This window comes from Lysobacter sp. KACC 24251 (assembly GCF_057747755.1).
Genome location: NZ_CM173222.1, coordinates 2,934,318 through 2,951,685, shown reverse-complemented (window position 1 = coordinate 2,951,685; position 17,368 = coordinate 2,934,318). Strand labels below are relative to the sequence as shown.

21 protein-coding genes are annotated in these 17,368 nt (G+C 68.3%); 15 read left to right on the top strand and 6 right to left on the bottom strand.

The genetic code is table 11. From position 1 onward, the window contains the following. Window positions 1-2 precede the first annotated feature (2 nt). From AC3ARF_RS13695 to AC3ARF_RS13685, 3 genes are read left to right on the top strand one after another with little or no spacing between them, the layout of a single operon-like run. Window positions 3-137 carry a hypothetical protein gene (locus AC3ARF_RS13695; RefSeq protein WP_498928814.1) on the top strand — a complete coding sequence of 45 codons (135 nt, stop codon included), beginning with the start codon at window positions 3-5 and terminating at the stop codon, window positions 135-137. Next, window positions 134-760, top strand: coding sequence for a cytochrome c oxidase assembly protein (locus AC3ARF_RS13690; RefSeq protein ID WP_498928812.1), 627 nt, complete (start codon window positions 134-136; stop codon window positions 758-760). The genes AC3ARF_RS13695 and AC3ARF_RS13690 overlap by 4 nt, the downstream gene beginning before the upstream one ends. A 37-nt stretch (window positions 761-797) precedes the next feature. Then, a complete protein-coding gene (locus AC3ARF_RS13685) occupies window positions 798-1,676 on the top strand; it encodes a cytochrome c oxidase subunit 3 (protein WP_498928810.1) in 879 nt (292 codons plus the stop codon). Window positions 1,677-1,801: 125 nt separating this feature from the next. Here AC3ARF_RS13685 and AC3ARF_RS13680 read toward each other — a convergent pair whose 3' ends face one another. Next, complete coding sequence (locus AC3ARF_RS13680) at window positions 1,802-2,008, bottom strand: twin transmembrane helix small protein (protein ID WP_036137224.1); 207 nt, start codon at window positions 2,006-2,008, stop codon at window positions 1,802-1,804. Window positions 2,009-2,101: 93 nt separating this feature from the next. Here AC3ARF_RS13680 and AC3ARF_RS13675 point away from each other — a divergent pair, with 93 nt between their 5' ends. The 5 genes from AC3ARF_RS13675 (at window position 2,102) to AC3ARF_RS13655 (ending at window position 6,387) form a co-directional block, all read left to right on the top strand. Continuing rightward, entirely contained in the window at window positions 2,102-2,821 is a 720-nt protein-coding gene (locus tag AC3ARF_RS13675; RefSeq protein WP_498928808.1) for an SURF1 family protein, read from the top strand. Beyond that, window positions 2,818-3,381, top strand: a complete 564-nt coding sequence (locus AC3ARF_RS13670; protein WP_498928806.1) for a redox-active disulfide-containing membrane protein — start codon at window positions 2,818-2,820, stop codon at window positions 3,379-3,381. The genes AC3ARF_RS13675 and AC3ARF_RS13670 overlap by 4 nt, the downstream gene beginning before the upstream one ends. Window positions 3,382-3,389: 8 nt before the next feature. After that, entirely contained in the window at window positions 3,390-4,538 is a 1,149-nt protein-coding gene (locus tag AC3ARF_RS13665) for a COX15/CtaA family protein (protein WP_498928804.1), read from the top strand. Next, the gene (gene cyoE / locus AC3ARF_RS13660; RefSeq protein WP_498928802.1) at window positions 4,538-5,464 is read left to right on the top strand and encodes a heme o synthase; all 927 of its coding nucleotides are present in this window, start codon (window positions 4,538-4,540) and stop codon (window positions 5,462-5,464) included. The genes AC3ARF_RS13665 and cyoE overlap by 1 nt, the downstream gene beginning before the upstream one ends. Window positions 5,465-5,550: 86 nt before the next feature. Further along, the gene (locus tag AC3ARF_RS13655) at window positions 5,551-6,387 is read left to right on the top strand and encodes a calcium-binding protein (protein WP_498928801.1); all 837 of its coding nucleotides are present in this window, start codon (window positions 5,551-5,553) and stop codon (window positions 6,385-6,387) included. Between the two features lie 3 nt (window positions 6,388-6,390). Here AC3ARF_RS13655 and AC3ARF_RS13650 read toward each other — a convergent pair whose 3' ends face one another. The 4 genes from AC3ARF_RS13650 to rpsU all read right to left on the bottom strand — a co-directional run bounded on the left by AC3ARF_RS13650 (window position 6,391) and on the right by rpsU (window position 11,184). Then, window positions 6,391-8,379 (bottom strand): S9 family peptidase, encoded by a 1,989-nt coding sequence (locus AC3ARF_RS13650; RefSeq protein WP_498928800.1) that lies wholly within the window; start codon window positions 8,377-8,379, stop codon window positions 6,391-6,393. Between the two features lie 59 nt (window positions 8,380-8,438). Continuing rightward, entirely contained in the window at window positions 8,439-10,181 is a 1,743-nt protein-coding gene (dnaG, locus tag AC3ARF_RS13645) for a DNA primase (protein ID WP_498928799.1), read from the bottom strand. Between the two features lie 141 nt (window positions 10,182-10,322). After that, a complete protein-coding gene (locus AC3ARF_RS13640; protein ID WP_498928797.1) occupies window positions 10,323-10,766 on the bottom strand; it encodes a GatB/YqeY domain-containing protein in 444 nt (147 codons plus the stop codon). A 202-nt stretch (window positions 10,767-10,968) separates the two neighbouring features. Beyond that, entirely contained in the window at window positions 10,969-11,184 is a 216-nt protein-coding gene (gene rpsU / locus AC3ARF_RS13635) for a 30S ribosomal protein S21 (RefSeq protein WP_036137208.1), read from the bottom strand. Between the two features lie 468 nt (window positions 11,185-11,652). Between rpsU and tsaD the strand changes: the two genes are divergently transcribed. The 5 genes from tsaD (at window position 11,653) to AC3ARF_RS13610 (ending at window position 14,835) form a co-directional block, all read left to right on the top strand. Next, window positions 11,653-12,675: a tRNA (adenosine(37)-N6)-threonylcarbamoyltransferase complex transferase subunit TsaD gene (gene tsaD / locus AC3ARF_RS13630; RefSeq protein WP_498928795.1), complete on the top strand. Its 1,023-nt coding sequence runs from the start codon at window positions 11,653-11,655 to the stop codon at window positions 12,673-12,675. A 50-nt stretch (window positions 12,676-12,725) separates the two neighbouring features. Next, window positions 12,726-13,109, top strand: coding sequence for a dihydroneopterin aldolase (gene folB / locus AC3ARF_RS13625; protein ID WP_036137202.1), 384 nt, complete (start codon window positions 12,726-12,728; stop codon window positions 13,107-13,109). After that, window positions 13,109-13,591, top strand: a complete 483-nt coding sequence (gene folK / locus AC3ARF_RS13620; RefSeq protein ID WP_498928793.1) for a 2-amino-4-hydroxy-6-hydroxymethyldihydropteridine diphosphokinase — start codon at window positions 13,109-13,111, stop codon at window positions 13,589-13,591. The genes folB and folK overlap by 1 nt, the downstream gene beginning before the upstream one ends. Before the next feature lies 1 nt (window position 13,592). Continuing rightward, entirely contained in the window at window positions 13,593-13,757 is a 165-nt protein-coding gene (locus tag AC3ARF_RS13615) for a hypothetical protein (protein ID WP_498928791.1), read from the top strand. A 235-nt stretch (window positions 13,758-13,992) separates the two neighbouring features. Next, window positions 13,993-14,835 (top strand): DUF6159 family protein, encoded by an 843-nt coding sequence (locus tag AC3ARF_RS13610; protein ID WP_498928790.1) that lies wholly within the window; start codon window positions 13,993-13,995, stop codon window positions 14,833-14,835. A 21-nt stretch (window positions 14,836-14,856) separates the two neighbouring features. Here AC3ARF_RS13610 and AC3ARF_RS13605 read toward each other — a convergent pair whose 3' ends face one another. After that, window positions 14,857-15,600 carry a pteridine reductase gene (locus AC3ARF_RS13605; protein ID WP_498928788.1) on the bottom strand — a complete coding sequence of 248 codons (744 nt, stop codon included), beginning with the start codon at window positions 15,598-15,600 and terminating at the stop codon, window positions 14,857-14,859. 43 nt (window positions 15,601-15,643) lie between these two features. Here AC3ARF_RS13605 and AC3ARF_RS13600 point away from each other — a divergent pair, with 43 nt between their 5' ends. Continuing rightward, window positions 15,644-16,846, top strand: a complete 1,203-nt coding sequence (locus tag AC3ARF_RS13600; RefSeq protein ID WP_498928786.1) for a class I SAM-dependent methyltransferase — start codon at window positions 15,644-15,646, stop codon at window positions 16,844-16,846. Continuing rightward, complete coding sequence (locus AC3ARF_RS13595) at window positions 16,843-17,253, top strand: VanZ family protein (RefSeq protein ID WP_498928784.1); 411 nt, start codon at window positions 16,843-16,845, stop codon at window positions 17,251-17,253. The genes AC3ARF_RS13600 and AC3ARF_RS13595 overlap by 4 nt, the downstream gene beginning before the upstream one ends. The last annotated feature ends 115 nt before the right edge of the window (window positions 17,254-17,368 follow it).

Genomic DNA, 17,368 nt, shown 5'->3' with positions numbered 1-17,368 from the left:
GCATGAGCCCGAACCCCGCCAACCGTGACGATCTGGACGCGCGCCGCAAGAGCGCGCGCCGGACCGCATGGATCGTCGGCGGGCTGGCGCTGCTGGTGTACGTGGTGTTCCTGCTGATGGGAGTGCTCGGCCGATGAGCGCGCAAGAGCCGTCGCAGGCACCGGTGGAGGCACCGGAGGCCACCCCGAAGTCCGAAGCGCGCCGCAGTGCGGGGCTGGGCAAGATGGTGGTGGTCGCCCTGCTGGCGTTCGGCTTCACCTTCAGCCTGGTGCCGCTGTACCGCCTGGCCTGCGAGAAGGTGCTGGGCATCCGCCTGGAGCGCGGCGCGGTCGAGGCTGGCAAGGCCGGAGCGGCCAAGGTCACGCGCACGGTCAAGGTCGAGTTCGACGGCGGCGTGAACTCCAAGCTGCCGTGGGAGTTCCAGCCGCACCAGTTGACGATGGAAGTGGTGCCGGGCGAGCAGTACGAGACCACGTACTACGCGCGCAACACCAGCGACCGTGACATCGTGGGCAGCGCCGTGCCGTCGGTTGCACCGGCGCGCGCGTCGGGTTACTTCAACAAGACCGAGTGTTTCTGCTTCACCGCACAGACGCTCAAGGCCGGCGAGTCGCGAGACATGCCGGTGCGCTTCATCGTCGATCCGAACCTGCCGGCCGACGTGAAGACGATCACCCTGTCGTATACCTTCTTCAAGAACGATGCGCTCACGACGCAGCTCCCCGGCGCGGGTTCCCCCTCGCCGCACGCCGCACCGTGATCCTCCTGTAACTGTTACTGAAACGGAACCTGCCGCCATGGCCCAAGCCCATTCGCCAGACGCCAACCACTACTTCGTGCCGCACAGCAGCCGCTGGCCGTTCCTCGGTTCCATCGCGCTGTTCGTGACCATGGTTGGCCTGGCCAGCTGGTTCAACGAAGTCAGCTGGGGCATGCCCACCTTCTTCGTCGGCATCGCGCTGCTGTGTGGCGTGCTGTTCGGCTGGTTCGGCGACGTGATCCGCGAGTCGGTGAGCGGCAGCTACAACAAGCAGGTCGACGTGTCGTTCCGCATGGGAATGATGTGGTTCATCTTCTCCGAGGTGATGTTCTTCGCCGCCTTCTTCGGCGCGCTGTTCTACGCCCGGCAGTTCGCGATGCCGTGGCTGGGCGGCGAGGGCGACGGCGTGATGACCCACAGCCTGCTGTGGGAAGGCTTCAGCGCCGCGTGGCCGAGCAACGGCCCGGCCAACATCGGCGGCGCCTACCAGACCATCCCGGCCTGGGGCCTGCCGCTGCTCAACACCCTGATCCTGCTGACCTCGGGCGTCACCGTCACCATCGCGCACCATGCGCTGAAGGCGGGCCACCGCAGGCAATTGCTGGTGTTCCTGGGCCTGACCGTACTGCTGGGCGCCACGTTCCTGTTCTTCCAGGCCGAGGAGTACATCCACGCCTACAAGGAACTGAACCTGACCCTGGGTTCGGGCATCTACGGCTCCACCTTCTTCATGCTCACCGGCTTCCACGGCGCACACGTGACCCTCGGCACCCTGATGCTGGCGATCATCTGGCTGCGCTGCCTGAAGGGCCACTTCACCAAGGATGACCACTTCGCGTTCGAAGCGGTGGCCTGGTACTGGCACTTCGTCGACGTGGTGTGGCTGGGCCTGTTCCTGTTCGTCTACGTCCTGTAAGCGAGCGGTAGGCTGGAAACACGACGGGCCGGCGATTGCCGGCCCGTTGGTCGTTTGGAATCCGGGTGACGCGCGGCTGATGGCGCAGGCGGAAACCCGGAGGTGATGCCGGCAGGCGAGGTCGCTCAGCGGCCCACGCCATGGAATTCGATCCACCCCATCTTGGCAGCGATCACGATGCCCAGGATCAGCGCGACGGACAGCGCGACGCGCTTGGTGAGCGCATTGACCGTGCGCTTGCTCTCCCCCTTGTCCACCAGCATGTAATAGAGGCCGGCCCCGAGGTTCCAGAGAATGAGGATCAGGACGCCGACGATGATCAGGGTCTTCATGGCTGTACTCCGGCGCACGCGTGCGCGTGGGGTGGTCAGGGGCCGTGCATGCGCGGCAGTGGACTCATTATCGCAGCAGCCGGGGAGGTGGGTATGCACCCGCGGGTGAAACGCATCGTGTGGTGGTTGCTGGCCCTGCTGCTCGCAACCGGCTTCGCCAGTCTGGGCGTGTGGCAGTTCCGACGCGCAGTGGAGAAGCAGGGCATGCTGGACGAGGCAGCGGCCGTGTTGGCGCAGCGCACGCCGCGCCCTCTCGACGCTGCCGCCGACCCGGCGCGCTCGCGCGACATCGAATGGACCGCAGGCGAGGGCCGCTTCGACGCGCGGGGACCGCTGTGGCTGGACAACCAGCAGCGCGAGGGACGCGTGGGCGTACGCGCCTACCGCATCTTCGTCCCCACCGAAGGCGAGCCCATGCTGGTGGAACTGGGCTGGCTGCCGCTGCCTGGTGACCGCTCGCTGCCGCAGATCGAGCGGCCCGCCGGCGTCGTCGCGGTCCGCGGCCTGCTGTCCCCGCCGCCGTCGGCGGGGTTGGCGATGGGGCCGGCGATGGCCGTGCAGGGCGACGGCTGGCTGATGGCGCGGGTGGACCTGGACGAGGTCGCGCGCGAGACCGGTCTATCGATGCCGCTGGCGCCGCGCGTACTGCGCCTGGATCCTGACCTCCCCTTCGGCTACGCGCGCGACCTGGCACTGCTTTCGAACACTCTGTCGCCGGACAAACACCGTGGCTACGCGGTGCAGTGGTTCGCGCTCGCGCTGACCGTACTGGTCACCGCCCTGATACTCACGCTCCGCAGGAAGACCCGATGAGCCTTGATGCCGCCACCGTCCGTCGCAACCGCCTGATGCTGCTGGCGATCTTCGCGATCTTCTTTGGCAGCCTGCTGTTTGCCGGCTTGCTGCGCTTCTCCGGCTGGCGGCCGGCCGGCAGCAAGAACCATGGCGAGTTGCTGCAGCCTCCGGGCGACCTGCGCAAGGTCGTGCCGTTGAGCCGCGACGGCAAGCCCTACGCATGGAACCCGGTGGAGCGCACCTGGCGCATCGCGCTGGCGCCGCCGGCGACCTGCACCACCGAATGCGTGGAGCTGGCGCGGGAAATCAGCCTGGTGTGGCAGCTGTTCGGCAAGGACGCCGACAAGGTGCACGTGCTGTGGATCGGCACCGTACCGGCAGGCGCGGCGCGGCCCGCCAGCCTGCACGAGCTGCAGCCGTCGCCCGCGCTGAGTGAAGGCTTGCCGCGTGCCAACGATCCGCGCGGCGTGCCGGTGTACGTGATTGATCCCAATGGCTTTGTCATTCTGCGCTACGCTCCCGGTTTCGATCCGGGTGGCCTGCGCGCCGACATGGCCAAGCTGCTGAAACTGAAGTGAGCCCACGCATGACCGCACCCGTGAAGCCCGTCCAGTACAAGCACCTGCATCGCCTCGCCTGGTTGGCGGTGGCGTTGGCGACGTGCGTGATCGTGTTCGGGGCCTTCGTGCGCCTGTCCAACGCCGGCTTGAGCTGCCCGGACTGGCCCACCTGCTACGGCCGCGCCACGTGGCCCAGCGCCACGCACGAAGCCGTGGACCACGCCGCCACCGCGATCCGCCCGTTCGAGACGGGCAAGGCGTGGCGCGAGCAGGTCCATCGGCACATCGCGGCACTACTGGGCGTGCTGGTGCTGGCATTGTCGCTGCTGGCCGCGCGCCGTCGCCGATTCGGCATCGCCCGCATCCTGGGTGCTGCGGCCCTGGTGGCGATCGCCATCCCGTTGTACATGCAAGGCCAGCACGTGGCGGCCTCGGTGCTCGCGGTGGTGGCCGAGGCGATCCTGCTGTACGCCGCGTTGCGGTGGAGCAACCAGGACCACGCCCGCGTCGGCGTGCTCACCCTGGCGGTGATCATCTTCCAGGCACTGCTGGGCATGTGGACGGTGACCTGGCTGTTGAAGCCGATCGTGGTGATGGGCCACCTGATGGGCGGGCTGCTGACGTTTTCGCTGCTGTTGTGGTTCGCTTGGCGCGCCACCCACCTGCCGATCCGGCTGGCGGATTCCGACGTCCTGCGGAAGTGGGTGATTGCGGGACTGGTTCTGCTCGGCGTGCAGATCGCGCTGGGTGGCTGGACCAGCGCCAACTACGCGGCGCTGTCGTGCGGCACCGACTTCCCCAAGTGCGTGGGCCAATGGTGGCCGCCACATGATTTCGGCGAAGGTTTCGTGTTGTGGCGCGGTATCGGCGTGGATTACGAAGGCGGCGTGCTGGACGGCGCGGCGCGCATCGCCATCCAGCTCAGCCACCGCATGATGGCGGTGGTGGTGTTCGTCTACCTGTTGCTGCTCGCGGTGCGCCTGCTGCGCACGCCCGGCATGCGCGGTTGGGGCACCCTCCTGGGCGTGTTCACCCTGCTGCAGGTCAGCCTCGGCATCGCCAACGTCAAGCTGGCGCTGCCGCTGCACGTGGCGGTGGCGCACAACGCCGGCGCGGTGCTGCTGCTGTTCGTACTGGTCTCGCTGCTCGCGCGCCTGCGCGAACCGGAGCACTGATGGCCACGTCAATGCGCCAGTACTGGGACCTCACCAAGCCCCGCGTGGTGGCACTCATCGTGTTCACCGCGTTGGTCGGCATGCTGCTGGCCATCGAGGGCATGCCCACGGGCGAGGAGGCACTGCGCGGCGCGCTGGGCTTCCTCGGCATCTGGCTTGCCGCCTCGTCCGCGGCCGCCATCAACCAGATCCTGGACCAGCGCATCGACGCGAAGATGGCACGCACGTCGTGGCGGCCGCTGGTGGTGGGTGGTGTTTCGACCAGGCAGGCGCTGGTCTTCGCGCTGGTGCTGGCGGCACTGTCGATGGCGGTGCTGCTGCTGTTCGTCAATGCGATCACCGCGCTGCTTACGTTCGCGTCGCTGATCGGCTACGCGGTGATCTATACCGTGTACCTCAAGCGCGCCACCCCGCAGAACATCGTGATCGGCGGCCTCGCCGGCGCGGCGCCGCCACTGCTGGGCTGGTCGACCATGACCGCGATGCAGGGCGAATGGGACTGGGCGCACGCGCTGCTGCTGGTGCTGATCATCTTCGTGTGGACGCCGCCCCACTTCTGGGCGCTGGCGATCTTTCGTCGTGCCGATTACGCCCGCGCGATGGTGCCGATGCTGCCGGTCACGCACGGCGTGGAGTACACCCGCTGGCAGATCCTGTTCTACACCGTGTTGCTGGTGGCGGTGACCATGCTGCCGTGGGCGACCGGGATGAGCGGGCTGTTCTACTTCGGCGGCGCGCTGGTGCTGGGCGTGGTGTTCGTCTGGTACGCGTGGAAGCTGATGGACCCGCCGGACGAGATGTTCGCGATGAAGGTGTTCAACTACTCCATCGTCTACCTGATGGTGTTGTTCGCGTTCCTGCTGGTGGACCATTGGCTGATGCCGGTGCTGGCGCCGGGCGCGGTGCTGGAGTTGCAGGCCGCCTGAGTGAACGACGCGACGAATCAGGCTCAGGCTTGAATCCCGCTCGCCTCCAACCCATGTCACACCTACCTGCGGTCCAAGGAAAGGACATGGCGATCAAGGGGTTGGTTTTCGCATGGGGTTTGTTTGCCTTGGCCGGCACGGGTTGGGGCGCTGTCCCGGCGGCGTCTCCGTCTCAAGCGCCATTGTCGCCAACGACGGTCGCCGCGCGGGAGATCGTGAGGGTAGTCGGTGACCGGCGACTCGTCTTGCTGGGCGAGAAGCACGGCACCCGCGAGGTTCCGATATTGGTCGGCGAACTGTGGGACGTCTGGTCCCGCAGTGGACCGGTCACGCTTGGCCTGGAGATTCCGCGTGACGAGCAACCCGTGCTGGACCGATATCTCGCGTCCCCTGGGGACAATGACGCCAGAACGAAGCTGCTGTCGTCCCCTTTCTGGTCGATAGAGCGCGGGGATCAACATGACGGCCGGCGCAGCCACGACATGCTCGCATTGATCGAGCGAATCCGGGTCCTGCACAACCAAGGCCGGAACGTGCATTTGCTGGCCTACGACCGACACAGTGCCGACAAGATGGATCACCATGGACGTGACCGTGCAATGGCCGAGCGCGTCGCTGGCGCCCATCGTAGCCAAAGGAGAGTGCGCGTCGTTGTGTTGGCCGGAAACGTGCACGCGATGCTGCGCAGACCCGCTTCGGCGCCACCGCAAATGCAGTTGTCCATGGGGTGGCATCTGCGCAACCGGGACCCCTTCGCGATCGACATCGTGGCGCAGTCGGGGCATTTCTGGGGCTGCACGACGCGTTGCGGACCCGTGGCCTCCATCGCGCCGCCCCGCAGCCAACGACTGCAAGGCGACGTGTTCCACTACGTGGCGGTGCTCCCGGTGTTCACGGTAGCCCGCCTCGTCGGAGCGCCTTGATGCTCACTGTGCCGCGCCGTTACCCAGCAGGTGCTGCTGCCAGAACAGCATGGTCGCCGCGCTGTAGTAGTCCACGTTGGTCTTCTTGCGGAAGCCGTGGCCTTCGTCGGTGAACAGCAGGTACCAGACCGGCTGGCCGTTGCTGCGCACTGCCTTGACGATCTGCTCGGCTTCCGTGTACGGCACGCGTGGGTCGTTCTTGCCCTGGGCGACGAACAACCGTGAGGTGATGCGATCGGCATGATTGAGCGGCGAGATGCGCTCGAACACCTTGGCCATCTCCGGGTCGCGTTCGTCGCCGTACTCGGCGCGGCGCAGGTCGCGGCGATAACTCTCCGTGTTCCGGAGGAACGTGCCGAAGTGGGAGATGCCCACGATGTCCACGCCGGCGCGGATGCGGTCGCTGTAGTGCATCAGCGACGACAGCACCATGTAGCCGCCGTAGCTGCCACCCTGCACGCCCACCCGTGAGGCATCCAGCTCGGGTTGCCTGGCGATCCAGTCCAGCAGGGCGCCGATGTCCTTGACCGAGTCCTCGCGCTTGGCGCCGTTGTCCAGGCCCAGCCAGGTCTTGCCATAGCCCGACGAGCCGCGCACGTTGGGCACCAGCAGCGCCACGCCCAGCTCGTTGGCCAAGAACTGCGCGGTGGGATTGAAGGTGGGCAGCGACTGGCCTTCCGGGCCGCCGTGGATGCTGATCACCACCGGCACCTTGGTGCCCTTGGGGATGCCGGCAGGACGGTAGTAGAACGCGGGGATGGTGCGGCGCCTGCCGTCCACCTTGTCGAAGGTGGGGTAGCGCACCAGCGCGGGCGTGACGAACTTCGATGCATCCAGTCCACCGACTTCGCTGCGCGTCCAGCGGGTGACCGAGCCGGTGCCGAGGTCAAGGACGTGCACGTCGCTGGGGGAGGTGGCGGTGTTGAGCGTGACCGCCAGACGCTGGCCATCGGGCGAGAGGTCGAGGCCGCCGATCACGCCAACCGGCAGCGCCGGCACCGCGAGCGGGCGGTGGTCGGGCAACGAGCGCAGGTGCAGCTTGCTGATGCCATCCTCGTTGGTGACGAAGGCGAGGTGGCGACCGTCCTTGGCCAGGGTGAAGTCCTCCACGTCCCATGGGATGCCGGCGGACAACTCGGTGAGCGTGCCGCGCACCGGGTCGTGGTGGCGCAGCGTCTTGAACTCACTGGGTTTGCCGTCGACCGGCTCGTCGGAGACGAAGTACACGGACTGGCCATCGGGCGCGTAGCGGAATCCGCTGAAGGCCGCCTTGCCGCCGTCCACCGGGAACAGGGTGAGCTTGCCGCTGGCGAGGTCCACCTCGCCCGGATACGACTCGGCGGCGGAGACGTAGCGGGTGACCAGCAGGCGCTTGCCATCCGGCGAAAAGTCCTCGGCCGACCACTGGCCACCTTCGCTGACCACCACGCGCGGCTGGCGCGTGGCCATGTCCATCACCCACACGTCCACGTCCTTGCCGTTGCGCACGGTGCTGCTGTACGCAAGTTGCTTGCCGTCCAGCGAGAACGTCGGCGATTGGTTGCGCGACTTGCCGTCGGTGAGCAGGGTGGCGTTGCGCGTGGCCAGGTCGAACCAGTGCAGCTGCCAGAACTCGTTGCCGCCCACGTCCTTGCCGAACACGAAGCCGTCCAGGTCGGAGCCCGCGGGTGCCACGCGGCCGGTGCTGATCGGTTCGGGGTAGAAGGTCAACTGCTCGCGCATGCCCAATGGCTGGCACACGCGGTGCACTTGGTTGGTTTCGGCAAAACGCGTGCTGACCAGCATGCAGCCGCCCTCCGTCCAGCCGACGAAACTCGCGCCGCGGGTGTTCTGGTAGCGGTTGAGCTGTTCGACCAATGCCGGCGGGATCGCCGGGATGTTCTCGCTGATGCGGGTGCTGACTTCTTCGCGTTGCACCGCGGGGGTGGCGGCAAGGCAGCCGAAGCTGGCCAGGGCGAGAGCAGCGAAAGGGACGAGGCGGCGCAGGCGCATCCAGGAGCTCCGGGCAGGTGGTCTCGAGTGCCTGAGCTTAGCAGGGTGGTGGAGCTGGCTCAGCCCAGCCGGGCCTGCAACAAGGCCCGCAGTTCCTGCTTGTCGACGTCGTCCAAGCGCTGCTCGCGCTGCTTGGCCTGGAGCTCGTCCAGCCGCTGCAGCAGCGTCTGCCGTTCCAGCTGGGCGGTGGCGTCCATGAACTCGCGCAGCCAGCTGGCTTCGTCGCCGGGCAGGGACTGCGTCGCAAGCTTCTGCAGTGCGCCGTGCTCCTCGCGCCCTTCGAAATGCTCGAGCAGCATGCCGGTGGCGATATCGGGGCGCTGGTCCACCAGTTGCAGCAGTTCCACCAGCAATTGCACACCGGGCTGGCGCAGCGAAGCAAACCGGTACGGCGGTTGCAGCTCCGCGCCGAGGGGCGGATGTTGCAGCAGGAGCGCGATCACGCTGCGCACAATGCTGCGCTTGCCAGTCGACGGCGCGGCGCCGCTGCGGGCGCGCTGCGCCGGCACGTGCGTCTCCGGCGAGCTGGCGCGCGCGCCCACGCCGGTGAGTTCGGTAAGGCGCTGCTTCATCAGGTCGCCGAAGGCGCCATCGGGAATCTGCGCCAGGAACGGCTTGGCGCGCTCGGCGAGGCGCCCCTTGCCTTCCAGCGTGGACAGGTTGACGTCGGCGGCGAGTGAATCGAAGAAGAACTGCGAGAGTGGCGTGGCCTGTTGCAGGCGTGCATCGAAGCCGGCGTGGCCTTCCTTCCGCACCAGCGAATCCGGGTCCTCGCCCTCGGGCAGGAACAGGAAGAACGCCTGGCGTCCGTCCTTCATCCGCGGCAGCACGGACTCGACCGCTTTCCACGCCGCGCCGCGGCCGGCGCGGTCACCGTCGAAGCAGAAGTACACGTCGGGCGCGTTGCGGAACAGCAGCTCGGCATGGTCGGGCGTGGTCGCGGTGCCGAGCGTGGCCACCGCGGTGTCCACGCCGTGCTGAAACAGCGCGACCACGTCCATGTAGCCCTCGACCACGATCAGCCGCGGGATCTTGTTGTGCGCCTGCCGCACCTGCCACAAGCCGTACAGCTCGCGGCCCTTGTGGAACAGCTCCGTCTCGGGCGAGTTGAGGTACTTGGGGCCGGGGTCGCGCCCGTCCGCAGGCGCGCCCAGAATGCGGCCGCCGAAGGCGATCGTGCGCCCGCGCCGGTCGTGGATCGGGAACATCACCCGGTCGCGAAACTTGTCGTAGACGCGCCCGGTGTCGTTACGCGACATCATGCCGGCGCGCTCGAGCAGCTTCAGGCGGCGCTCGTCGCTGCCCAGGGCATCGCGCAACGCATTGAAGCCTTCGGGCGCGTAGCCGATGCCAAAACGCTCGCGGGTGGCTGCGTCGACGCCGCGCCCGTCCAGGTACGCCTGTGCCTTTGCGCTGCCGGCCAGCTGCTTCTGGAAGAACTTCGCCGACGCGTCCAGCGCTGCGTACAGGTCCTGCCCGTCGGGGTTGGTGTTGCGCTGCTGCGTGTCGCGCGGCACTTCCATGCCGGCGCGCTTGGCCAGCTCCTCCACCGCGTCGAGGAACTCGAGGCGGTCGTAGTTCATCAGGAAGCTGATCGCGGTGCCGTGCGCGCCGCAGCCGAAGCAGTGGTAGAACTGCTTGGTCGGCGACACGGTGAACGATGGCGAGCGCTCGTCGTGGAACGGGCAACGCGCGCTGTACTCGCGGCCCTGCTTCTTCAACGGCACGCGCGCGCCGATGATCTCGACCAGGTCGGATCGGGCGAGCAGGTCGTCGATGAAGGCGTCAGGGATGCGGGCCATCGAGGGCGCGTTCGTTTCCGTGGAGGGAAGGGACGATGATGCCATGCGCCCGCTGGCCGAATTGGCCCATGCGGCGCGCGCGGGACGAAAACGGCGACGCCGCCCGCAGGCGGCGTCGAGCGGAGCCTTCGGCGCGCGGGCTCAGCCCAGCTTCTGCTTCACCAGCTTGGAGACCAGGCCCATGTCGGCCTGCCCGGCGAGGCGCGGCTTGAGCACGCCCATCAGCTTGCCCATGTCGGCCGCACCGCTGGCACCGGTTTCGGCGATCGCGGCGTCGACGGCCGCGGCGACTGCCACCTCGTCCATCTTGGCCGGCAGGTAGCGGTCGATGATCACCATCTCGGCACGCTCGATGGCGGCCAGGTCCTCGCGTCCGGCGCCTTCGTACTGGCTGACCGAATCCTTGCGCTGCTTGACCATCTTCTCCAGCGCGGCGATCACGGCGGCATCGTCCAGCTCGATGCGCTCGTCGACCTCACGCTGCTTGATGGCGGCGTTGATCAGGCGGACGACGCCCAGCGTTTCCTTGTCACCGCCCTTCATGGCGGCCTTCATGTCTTCGGTCAGGCGTTGCTTGAGGCTCATGGGGTCACTCCAATGGGTGAAGGGGCGGTGCAGATGTCACCGGAGCAGGGCTCGGGACCCGGACCGTAGGGCCGGCGGGCAGGAATCCGCGATCCGGGGGCATCAAAAAACACAAAAAGCCGGCAGCGCATGGGCGCGGCCGGCTTTCGGCTTCCACCGTGACCCGCCCGGAGGCCGGCCACAGGGGAAGAACCCGCTGTACTCAGTACAGGCGCTGACGCTTGGTCACATCGCGCGAGGCGCGACGCGACTGGCGCTTCACCGCAGCGGCGGCCTTGCGCTTGCGCTCCTGGGTCGGCTTCTCGTAGAACTCGCGCTTGCGGGTCTCGGCGAGGACGCCGGCCTTCTCGCAGGTGCGCTTGAAGCGACGCAGGGCAAACTCGAAAGGCTCGTTTTCGCGGACTTTGACGCTGGGCATACGTAATCTCTGTTCAGGGACCGATCCCGGGAGGACCGGGTGAGCCGTGCATTTTAGCGGGGCTCTGTTTGGAAGTGCAAGTCTGGGGTGGGCTGCCCGCTTCGTAGGGGGTCTGCGACCTCACGGGGCGTGGCTCCGCCCCTCCGTCGGGACATCCTGTCCCGACGGAGGGGCCGCGGGCCATCCCTGGCCCGCTCTCCGCCACGCCCCATAAGGACGCAGCCCTCCATGGTTTAGCCGGTGTGGTGCTTTTGCGGTCGCTTTTCCCACCCTCTCCGTCGCGGGGGAGTGTGTGGGGGAGGGGCTTGGGCGTGGTGTTGCGGAAAAGCGGGCCATGGATGGCCCGCGGCCCGACTCGCGGCAGGATGCCGCGACGGAGGGCTGGAGCAATGCCACGCCCAAGCTCCTCCCGGCCCAAACCCTCCAAAAGCGCTACGATTTCCAAAGACGCGCCCCCATATCTTCAAAATGAAAGTCCTCGGCATCGAAACCAGCTGCGACGAGACCGGCGTGGCCGTGTACGACACGGACACCGGCCTGCGCGCCCACGCGCTGTACAGCCAGATCGCCCTGCATGCCGAATACGGCGGCGTGGTGCCTGAACTGGCCAGCCGCGACCACGTGCGCAAGCTGCTGCCGCTGATCCGCCAGACCCTGGCCGACGCGGGCCTCACCATCGATGAGCTGGACGGCGTGGCCTACACCGCCGGCCCCGGTCTGGTCGGTGCCCTGCTGGTCGGCGCGGGCGTGGCCCGGGCCGTGGCCTGGGCGCTGGATCTGCCGGCCGTGGCCGTGCACCACATGGAAGGCCACCTGCTGGCCCCGCTGATGGAAGACGACCCGCTGGGCCGGCCCGAACCGCCGTTCGTTGCGCTGCTGGTCTCCGGCGGCCACACCCAGCTGATCCACGTGGAGGCCATCGGCCGCTACCGCCTGCTGGGCGAGACGCTGGACGACGCGGCCGGCGAGGCCTTCGACAAGACCGCCAAGCTGATGGGCCTGCCGTACCCGGGCGGGCCGCAACTGGCGGCGCTGGCCGAACAGGGCCGGCCGGGCGCGTTCAAGTTCGCGCGGCCGATGACCGACCGGCCGGGCCTGGATTTCAGCTTCAGCGGACTCAAGACCCAGGTGCTGCTGGCGTGGCAGGGCAGCGACCAGTTCGACTCCACCCGCGCCGACATCGCCCGCGGTTTCGAGGATGCGGTGGTGGACACGCTGGCGATCAAGTGCCAGCGCGCGCTGGACGAAGCGGGTTGCGACACGCTGGTGGTGGCCGGCGGCGTTGGCGCAAACAAGCGGCTGCGCGCCAGGCTGCAGGAAATGGCGGCACGCCGCGGTGGCCGCGTGAGCTTCCCGCGGCCGGCGTTCTGCACCGACAACGGCGCGATGATCGCCTACGCCGGTGCGCTGCGGCTGCAGGCCGGCCAGCACGTGGACGAGTCGGTGCGCGTCACCCCGCGCTGGGACATGGCGACGCTGGAAGCGGTCTGAGCGAGAATGGGCGCCAACGCGCGCACGGCGCGGCCGCACAGGAACACGACGTGGACAAGGTCTTCATCGAGGCGCTCGAGGTCGATGCGCTGATCGGCATCTACGACTGGGAGCGGCGGATCCGGCAGACGCTGGTGTTCGACATCGAGATGGCCTTCGACAACCGCGTGCCGGCGGCCAGCGACGCGATCGAGGACACGCTGAACTACAAGGACGTCAGCCGGCGCGTGGTGGACTACGTGTCGCAGTCGGGGTTCGGCCTGGTGGAGACACTGGCCGAGCGCGTGGCAGAGATCATCCTTGACGAATTCGGCGTCAGCCAGGTGCGGCTCAAGCTGAGCAAGCCGGGCGCGGTGCGCGGCGCGCGCGCGGTGGGCGTGATCATCGAGCGCAGCGCCGGCCGCGCGCCCGAAGGCATCAGCGGGCTGCTGTGATGCACAAGGCCTACCTCAGCCTGGGCAGCAACCGCGACGCCGAGGCCAACCTGCGCAGCGGCTTGGCCGCATTGCAGGCGCGCTTCGGCGCGGTGCTGCATTCGCCGGTGTACCGCACGGCGGCGGTGGGTTTCGAGGGCGATGACTTCCTCAACTCGGCGGCGATGATCGAGACCGACCTGGAGCCGCAGGCGCTCAACGACTGGCTGCACGCGCTGGAAGACGCCCACGGCCGCGACCGCAGCGGGCCGCGTTTTGGCGACCGCACGCTGGACATCGACATCGTGCTGTTCGACGACCGGGTGTGCGAGGGCGCAGGCAACCTGCGAATCCCGCGCCCGGAGCTGAAGCACGCCTTCGTGCTCAAGCCACTGGCCGACATCGCGCCCGACGTGCGCGTGCCCGGCGATGGCCGCACCTTGACCGAACTGTGGGCCGTGCATGCGGATCGCGAGCGCGCCTTCGACACCGTGGTGCTGTGAGATGTCGCCGCTGCTCGCCCAACTGCTGACCACGCCGATGGGCTGGCTGGCGATCGCGGTGACGGCGCTGTCGGTCGCACTCACCGTGGCGATCCATGTCTTCCTGAGGCGCAGGATTCGCGAGAGCGAGGCGATGGCGCGCAAGGATGAACCGCGCGATTCCTGAGGTGTCGCCGCACGCCGGCAAGCCGGCGGGTCTTCAATAAGGGCTACATCTACCGCGCCCACCTTTCAGGACGAACCGTGGTCACGCATCGCGCAAGCCTTGCCGGCGACGCGGTCCGCTTGCGTGAGTTGTGATGGAGGTCGCGGCATCCGGGTTTGCTGGGCGGCACCCGCGCACATTCCGCCGGGCGACCGCACGCCGATAATCGGTGGATCGCTGGACCCGGGAGGGCCTCATGAAGGAACGGTTGCTGCGCAGTTGGGAACTGGCCAAGGCCAGTGCGTCGGTGCTGCGCTCGGATCGCGAGCTGATGTTGTTTCCGTTGGTGTCGATGGCGGCCACGCTGCTGGTGATGCTGACGTTCGCGGTGCCGGTGTTCGGCTGGCGCGTGTTCGAGAACGGCTTCGGCTTCGCTGGGCTTGTGTGGATGTTCCTGTTCTATTTCTGCCAGTACACGGTGATCGTGTTCTGCAATTGCGCGCTTGTGGCTGCGGCCATGATCCGGCTGGAAGGCGGCGACCCCACGCTGAAGGACGGCTTCCGCGCCGCGCTGGAGCGCATCGGCGCAATCCTTGGTTACGCCGCGATCGCGGCCACCGTGGGCATGCTGCTGCGCGCGATGCGCGACAACGACCGCAACCCGCTGGTGCAACTGCTGGGCGGCGGGTTGGGCGTGGCCTGGACGATGGCGACGTTCCTGGTCGCACCGGTGCTGGTCAGCGAGCAGATCGGCCCGTTCGAGGCGCTGCGCAAGAGCGGGCGCATGCTGCAGCGCACGTGGGGCGAGACTGCGGCTGGCGCGATCGGTATCGGCTTGGCCTTCGGCGTGCTGATGTTCGGCGTGGGCCTGGCCGGACTGGTGCTGGCGTGGACCGCGGCCAAGCTGTCGATGGGGCTGGCGTTGGCAATCGTGGTACTGGTCGCGCTGGTCCTGGTGCTGCTGGGCCTGGTGCAGTCGGCGCTGAATGGCGTGTATGCCGCGGCGCTGTTCCGCTACATCAGCCACGGCGAGACGCCGCCGGCGTTCCAGGGCCTGCCGATGGCGCAGGCGCCGGGCACGGAGCCCGTCACGACGTAGCCGGCGCGCGCGGTGCCGGCATCAGCCGGCCAGCATCCGGCCGCCGTCCAGGTACAGCACTTGGCCGGTGCTGTAGCGCGCGTCCTGCAGCAGCCAGCGCACCGCTTCGGCGACTTCATGCGGGGTGCCGGTGCGGCCCAGCGGGGTGCGCGCCAGCATCGCCTCCTGTGCGGCGGTGTTGCTGCTGTCCTCCGGCCACAGCACGGCACCGGGCGAGACGGCGTTGACCCGCACGTCCGGCCCCAGTTCGACGGCCAGCGAGCGCGTCATCATCAGCAGCGCCGCCTTCGCCATGCAGTACACGGTGTGCTGGCGCAGCGGCCGTTCGCCGTAGATGTCGGTGAGGTTGACGATGGCACCGCCGCTGGCGCGCAGGTGCGGCGCGGCGGCCTGCGCCAGGAAGAACGGTGCGCGCGCGTTGCTGGTCATCAGCGCATCCCAGTCGTCGGGCGTGGTGAGGCCGATGGGCGTCGGATGGAACGACGACGCGTTGTTGACCAGCGCGTCCAGCCGGCCGAAGCGGCCGATGGCGTGTGCCACCAGCTCGGGAATACGGTCGAACTCGGCCAGGTCGGCCTGCAGGGTGTGGGCGCTGCCGGGGCGGGCATGGTCCAGCTCGGCGGCGAGGGCCTCGATGGCCTCGCGCGAGCTGCGGTAATGCATTGCAACGTCGTAACCGGCGGCATGCAGTTGGCGCGCGATTTCGGCACCGATGCGCTTGGCGCAGCCGGTGATCAGGGCGACGGGACGGGCGGCGGCGGTCATCGGTCAGGCTCCGGTTGCACGCTACAGGCTATCCTGCGCGCACGTGAACCCGGAAGCCATTGTGAACGCCCAGCTCCCCGAACCCGAAGCCGATGCGCTGGTGCACAGCGCCAAGCTGACCGCCGCCATCCACGGCGAGATCGCCGCCAGCGAAACCGGCACCATACCGTTCTCGCGCTTCATGGAGCTGGCGTTGTACGCGCCGGGACTGGGCTATTACAGCGCCGGCGCGACCAAGTTCGGCGACGCAGGCGATTTCGTCACCGCGCCCGAGCTGGGCCCGGTGTTTGCCGCGTGCGTGGCCGATGCGGTGTCGCCGGTGCTGCAACAGCTGGGCCCGGAGGCGCTGTTCCTGGAGCTGGGCGGCGGTACCGGCGCCTTCGCCGAGGTCGCGCTGAAGCGCCTGATGGAACTGGACGCGCTGCCCAGCCGCTACCTGATCCTCGAGCCCAGCGCGCAGCTGCGCGTGCGCCAGCGCGAACGCCTGCGCGAGCGGTTGGTGCCGCCGTTGTTCGAGCTGGTGGAATGGGTCGACGGGCCGGTGCCGGATGACTGGGTTGGCGTGTTGTTCGCCAACGAGGTGATCGACGCCTTGCCGACGCCGCGCTTCGCCATCGAGGCCGGCGAGGTGTACGAAGAACACGTGACGCTGGAAGGCGGGCGCCTGGTGCGCGTGCTGCGCCCGGCCGACAGTTTCCTCAGTGGCGCGGTGCGCCACCTGGAACGCCGCCTGCCGACGCCGCTGCCGGAGGGTTACCGCTCCGAGCTGCTGCCCCAACTGCCGTACTGGATCCAGGCGGTGTCGGGCGGGATGAAGGCGGGCGCGATGCTGTTCGTGGATTACGGTTACGTGCGCGGCGAGTACTACCTGCCGGAGCGCAGTGACGGCACCCTGCGCGCGTTCTACCGCCACCGCATGCACGGGGAGCCGCTGCTGTGGCCCGGGCTGCAGGACCTCACTGCGTCAGTGGACTTCACCGCGCTGGCCGAGGCCGGCGTGGCGGCGGGCTTCGACCTGGCGGGCTACTGCTCGCAGTCCAGTTTCCTGTTGGGCAACGGGCTGGCGGGCGTGCTGGAGCGCATCGAGGCGATCGACGACGAAGTCGAGCGCTTGCGCCGCAATCAGGAGGTCAAGCGCCTGACTCTGCCCACCGAGATGGGCGAGCGCTTCCAGGTGATGGGCTTTGAAAAGGACGTGGAGTTCGGCACCGCGTTCATGGCGGGCGACCTGAGTTTCCGGCTGTGAGCGCGGGCGGGGTCCTGCGGCCCTGGCGGCGGCCACGGTGGCTGCTGGCGGGCTGGTTCCTGCTGATCGCGGGCGTGGTGGTCGGCTCGCTGCTGCCGTCCTCGGCGCTGCCCGTGCCCTCGTTCACCGGTATCGACAAGGTCGAGCACCTGGGCGCCTATGCGCTGCTGTCCGCGTATGCGGTGCTGTTGTTCGCGCCGGCGCGCGTCCATGCCCTGGCCGCGTTTGGCCTGGTGGCCCTGGGGATCTCACTGGAAGGCGCACAGTCCGCCCTGACCGCCTCCCGGCTTGCCGATCCCGCGGACATGGTCGCAAACACGCTGGGCGTGGCAGTCGGGTGGGGGGCGGGGCGCGTGCTCGCCGCGCGCTGGCAGCCATGGCGCGCAGCCCGTTCGGCAGGAATGTGACCGGTTTCCCGCCAACCAGGGCAAACGTCTGGAACCGATTGCGCAAAGGTTAAAACTTGGTGAAAGTCGGCGGCAGGGCCCATCGGGGAGCCCTGTCCAACCACCAAGGAACCCA

Coding starts and splice junctions, on each gene's coding strand:
- AC3ARF_RS13695 (WP_498928814.1), top strand. CDS start 3: ATGAGCCCGAACCCCGCCAACCGTGACGATCTGGACGCGCGCCGCAAG.
- AC3ARF_RS13690 (WP_498928812.1), top strand. CDS start 134: ATGAGCGCGCAAGAGCCGTCGCAGGCACCGGTGGAGGCACCGGAGGCC.
- AC3ARF_RS13685 (WP_498928810.1), top strand. CDS start 798: ATGGCCCAAGCCCATTCGCCAGACGCCAACCACTACTTCGTGCCGCAC.
- AC3ARF_RS13680 (WP_036137224.1), bottom strand. CDS start 2,008: ATGAAGACCCTGATCATCGTCGGCGTCCTGATCCTCATTCTCTGGAAC.
- AC3ARF_RS13675 (WP_498928808.1), top strand. CDS start 2,102: ATGCACCCGCGGGTGAAACGCATCGTGTGGTGGTTGCTGGCCCTGCTG.
- AC3ARF_RS13670 (WP_498928806.1), top strand. CDS start 2,818: ATGAGCCTTGATGCCGCCACCGTCCGTCGCAACCGCCTGATGCTGCTG.
- AC3ARF_RS13665 (WP_498928804.1), top strand. CDS start 3,390: ATGACCGCACCCGTGAAGCCCGTCCAGTACAAGCACCTGCATCGCCTC.
- cyoE (WP_498928802.1), top strand. CDS start 4,538: ATGGCCACGTCAATGCGCCAGTACTGGGACCTCACCAAGCCCCGCGTG.
- AC3ARF_RS13655 (WP_498928801.1), top strand. CDS start 5,551: ATGGCGATCAAGGGGTTGGTTTTCGCATGGGGTTTGTTTGCCTTGGCC.
- AC3ARF_RS13650 (WP_498928800.1), bottom strand. CDS start 8,379: ATGCGCCTGCGCCGCCTCGTCCCTTTCGCTGCTCTCGCCCTGGCCAGC.
- dnaG (WP_498928799.1), bottom strand. CDS start 10,181: ATGGCCCGCATCCCTGACGCCTTCATCGACGACCTGCTCGCCCGATCC.
- AC3ARF_RS13640 (WP_498928797.1), bottom strand. CDS start 10,766: ATGAGCCTCAAGCAACGCCTGACCGAAGACATGAAGGCCGCCATGAAG.
- rpsU (WP_036137208.1), bottom strand. CDS start 11,184: ATGCCCAGCGTCAAAGTCCGCGAAAACGAGCCTTTCGAGTTTGCCCTG.
- tsaD (WP_498928795.1), top strand. CDS start 11,653: ATGAAAGTCCTCGGCATCGAAACCAGCTGCGACGAGACCGGCGTGGCC.
- folK (WP_498928793.1), top strand. CDS start 13,109: ATGCACAAGGCCTACCTCAGCCTGGGCAGCAACCGCGACGCCGAGGCC.
- AC3ARF_RS13615 (WP_498928791.1), top strand. CDS start 13,593: ATGTCGCCGCTGCTCGCCCAACTGCTGACCACGCCGATGGGCTGGCTG.
- AC3ARF_RS13610 (WP_498928790.1), top strand. CDS start 13,993: ATGAAGGAACGGTTGCTGCGCAGTTGGGAACTGGCCAAGGCCAGTGCG.
- AC3ARF_RS13605 (WP_498928788.1), bottom strand. CDS start 15,600: ATGACCGCCGCCGCCCGTCCCGTCGCCCTGATCACCGGCTGCGCCAAG.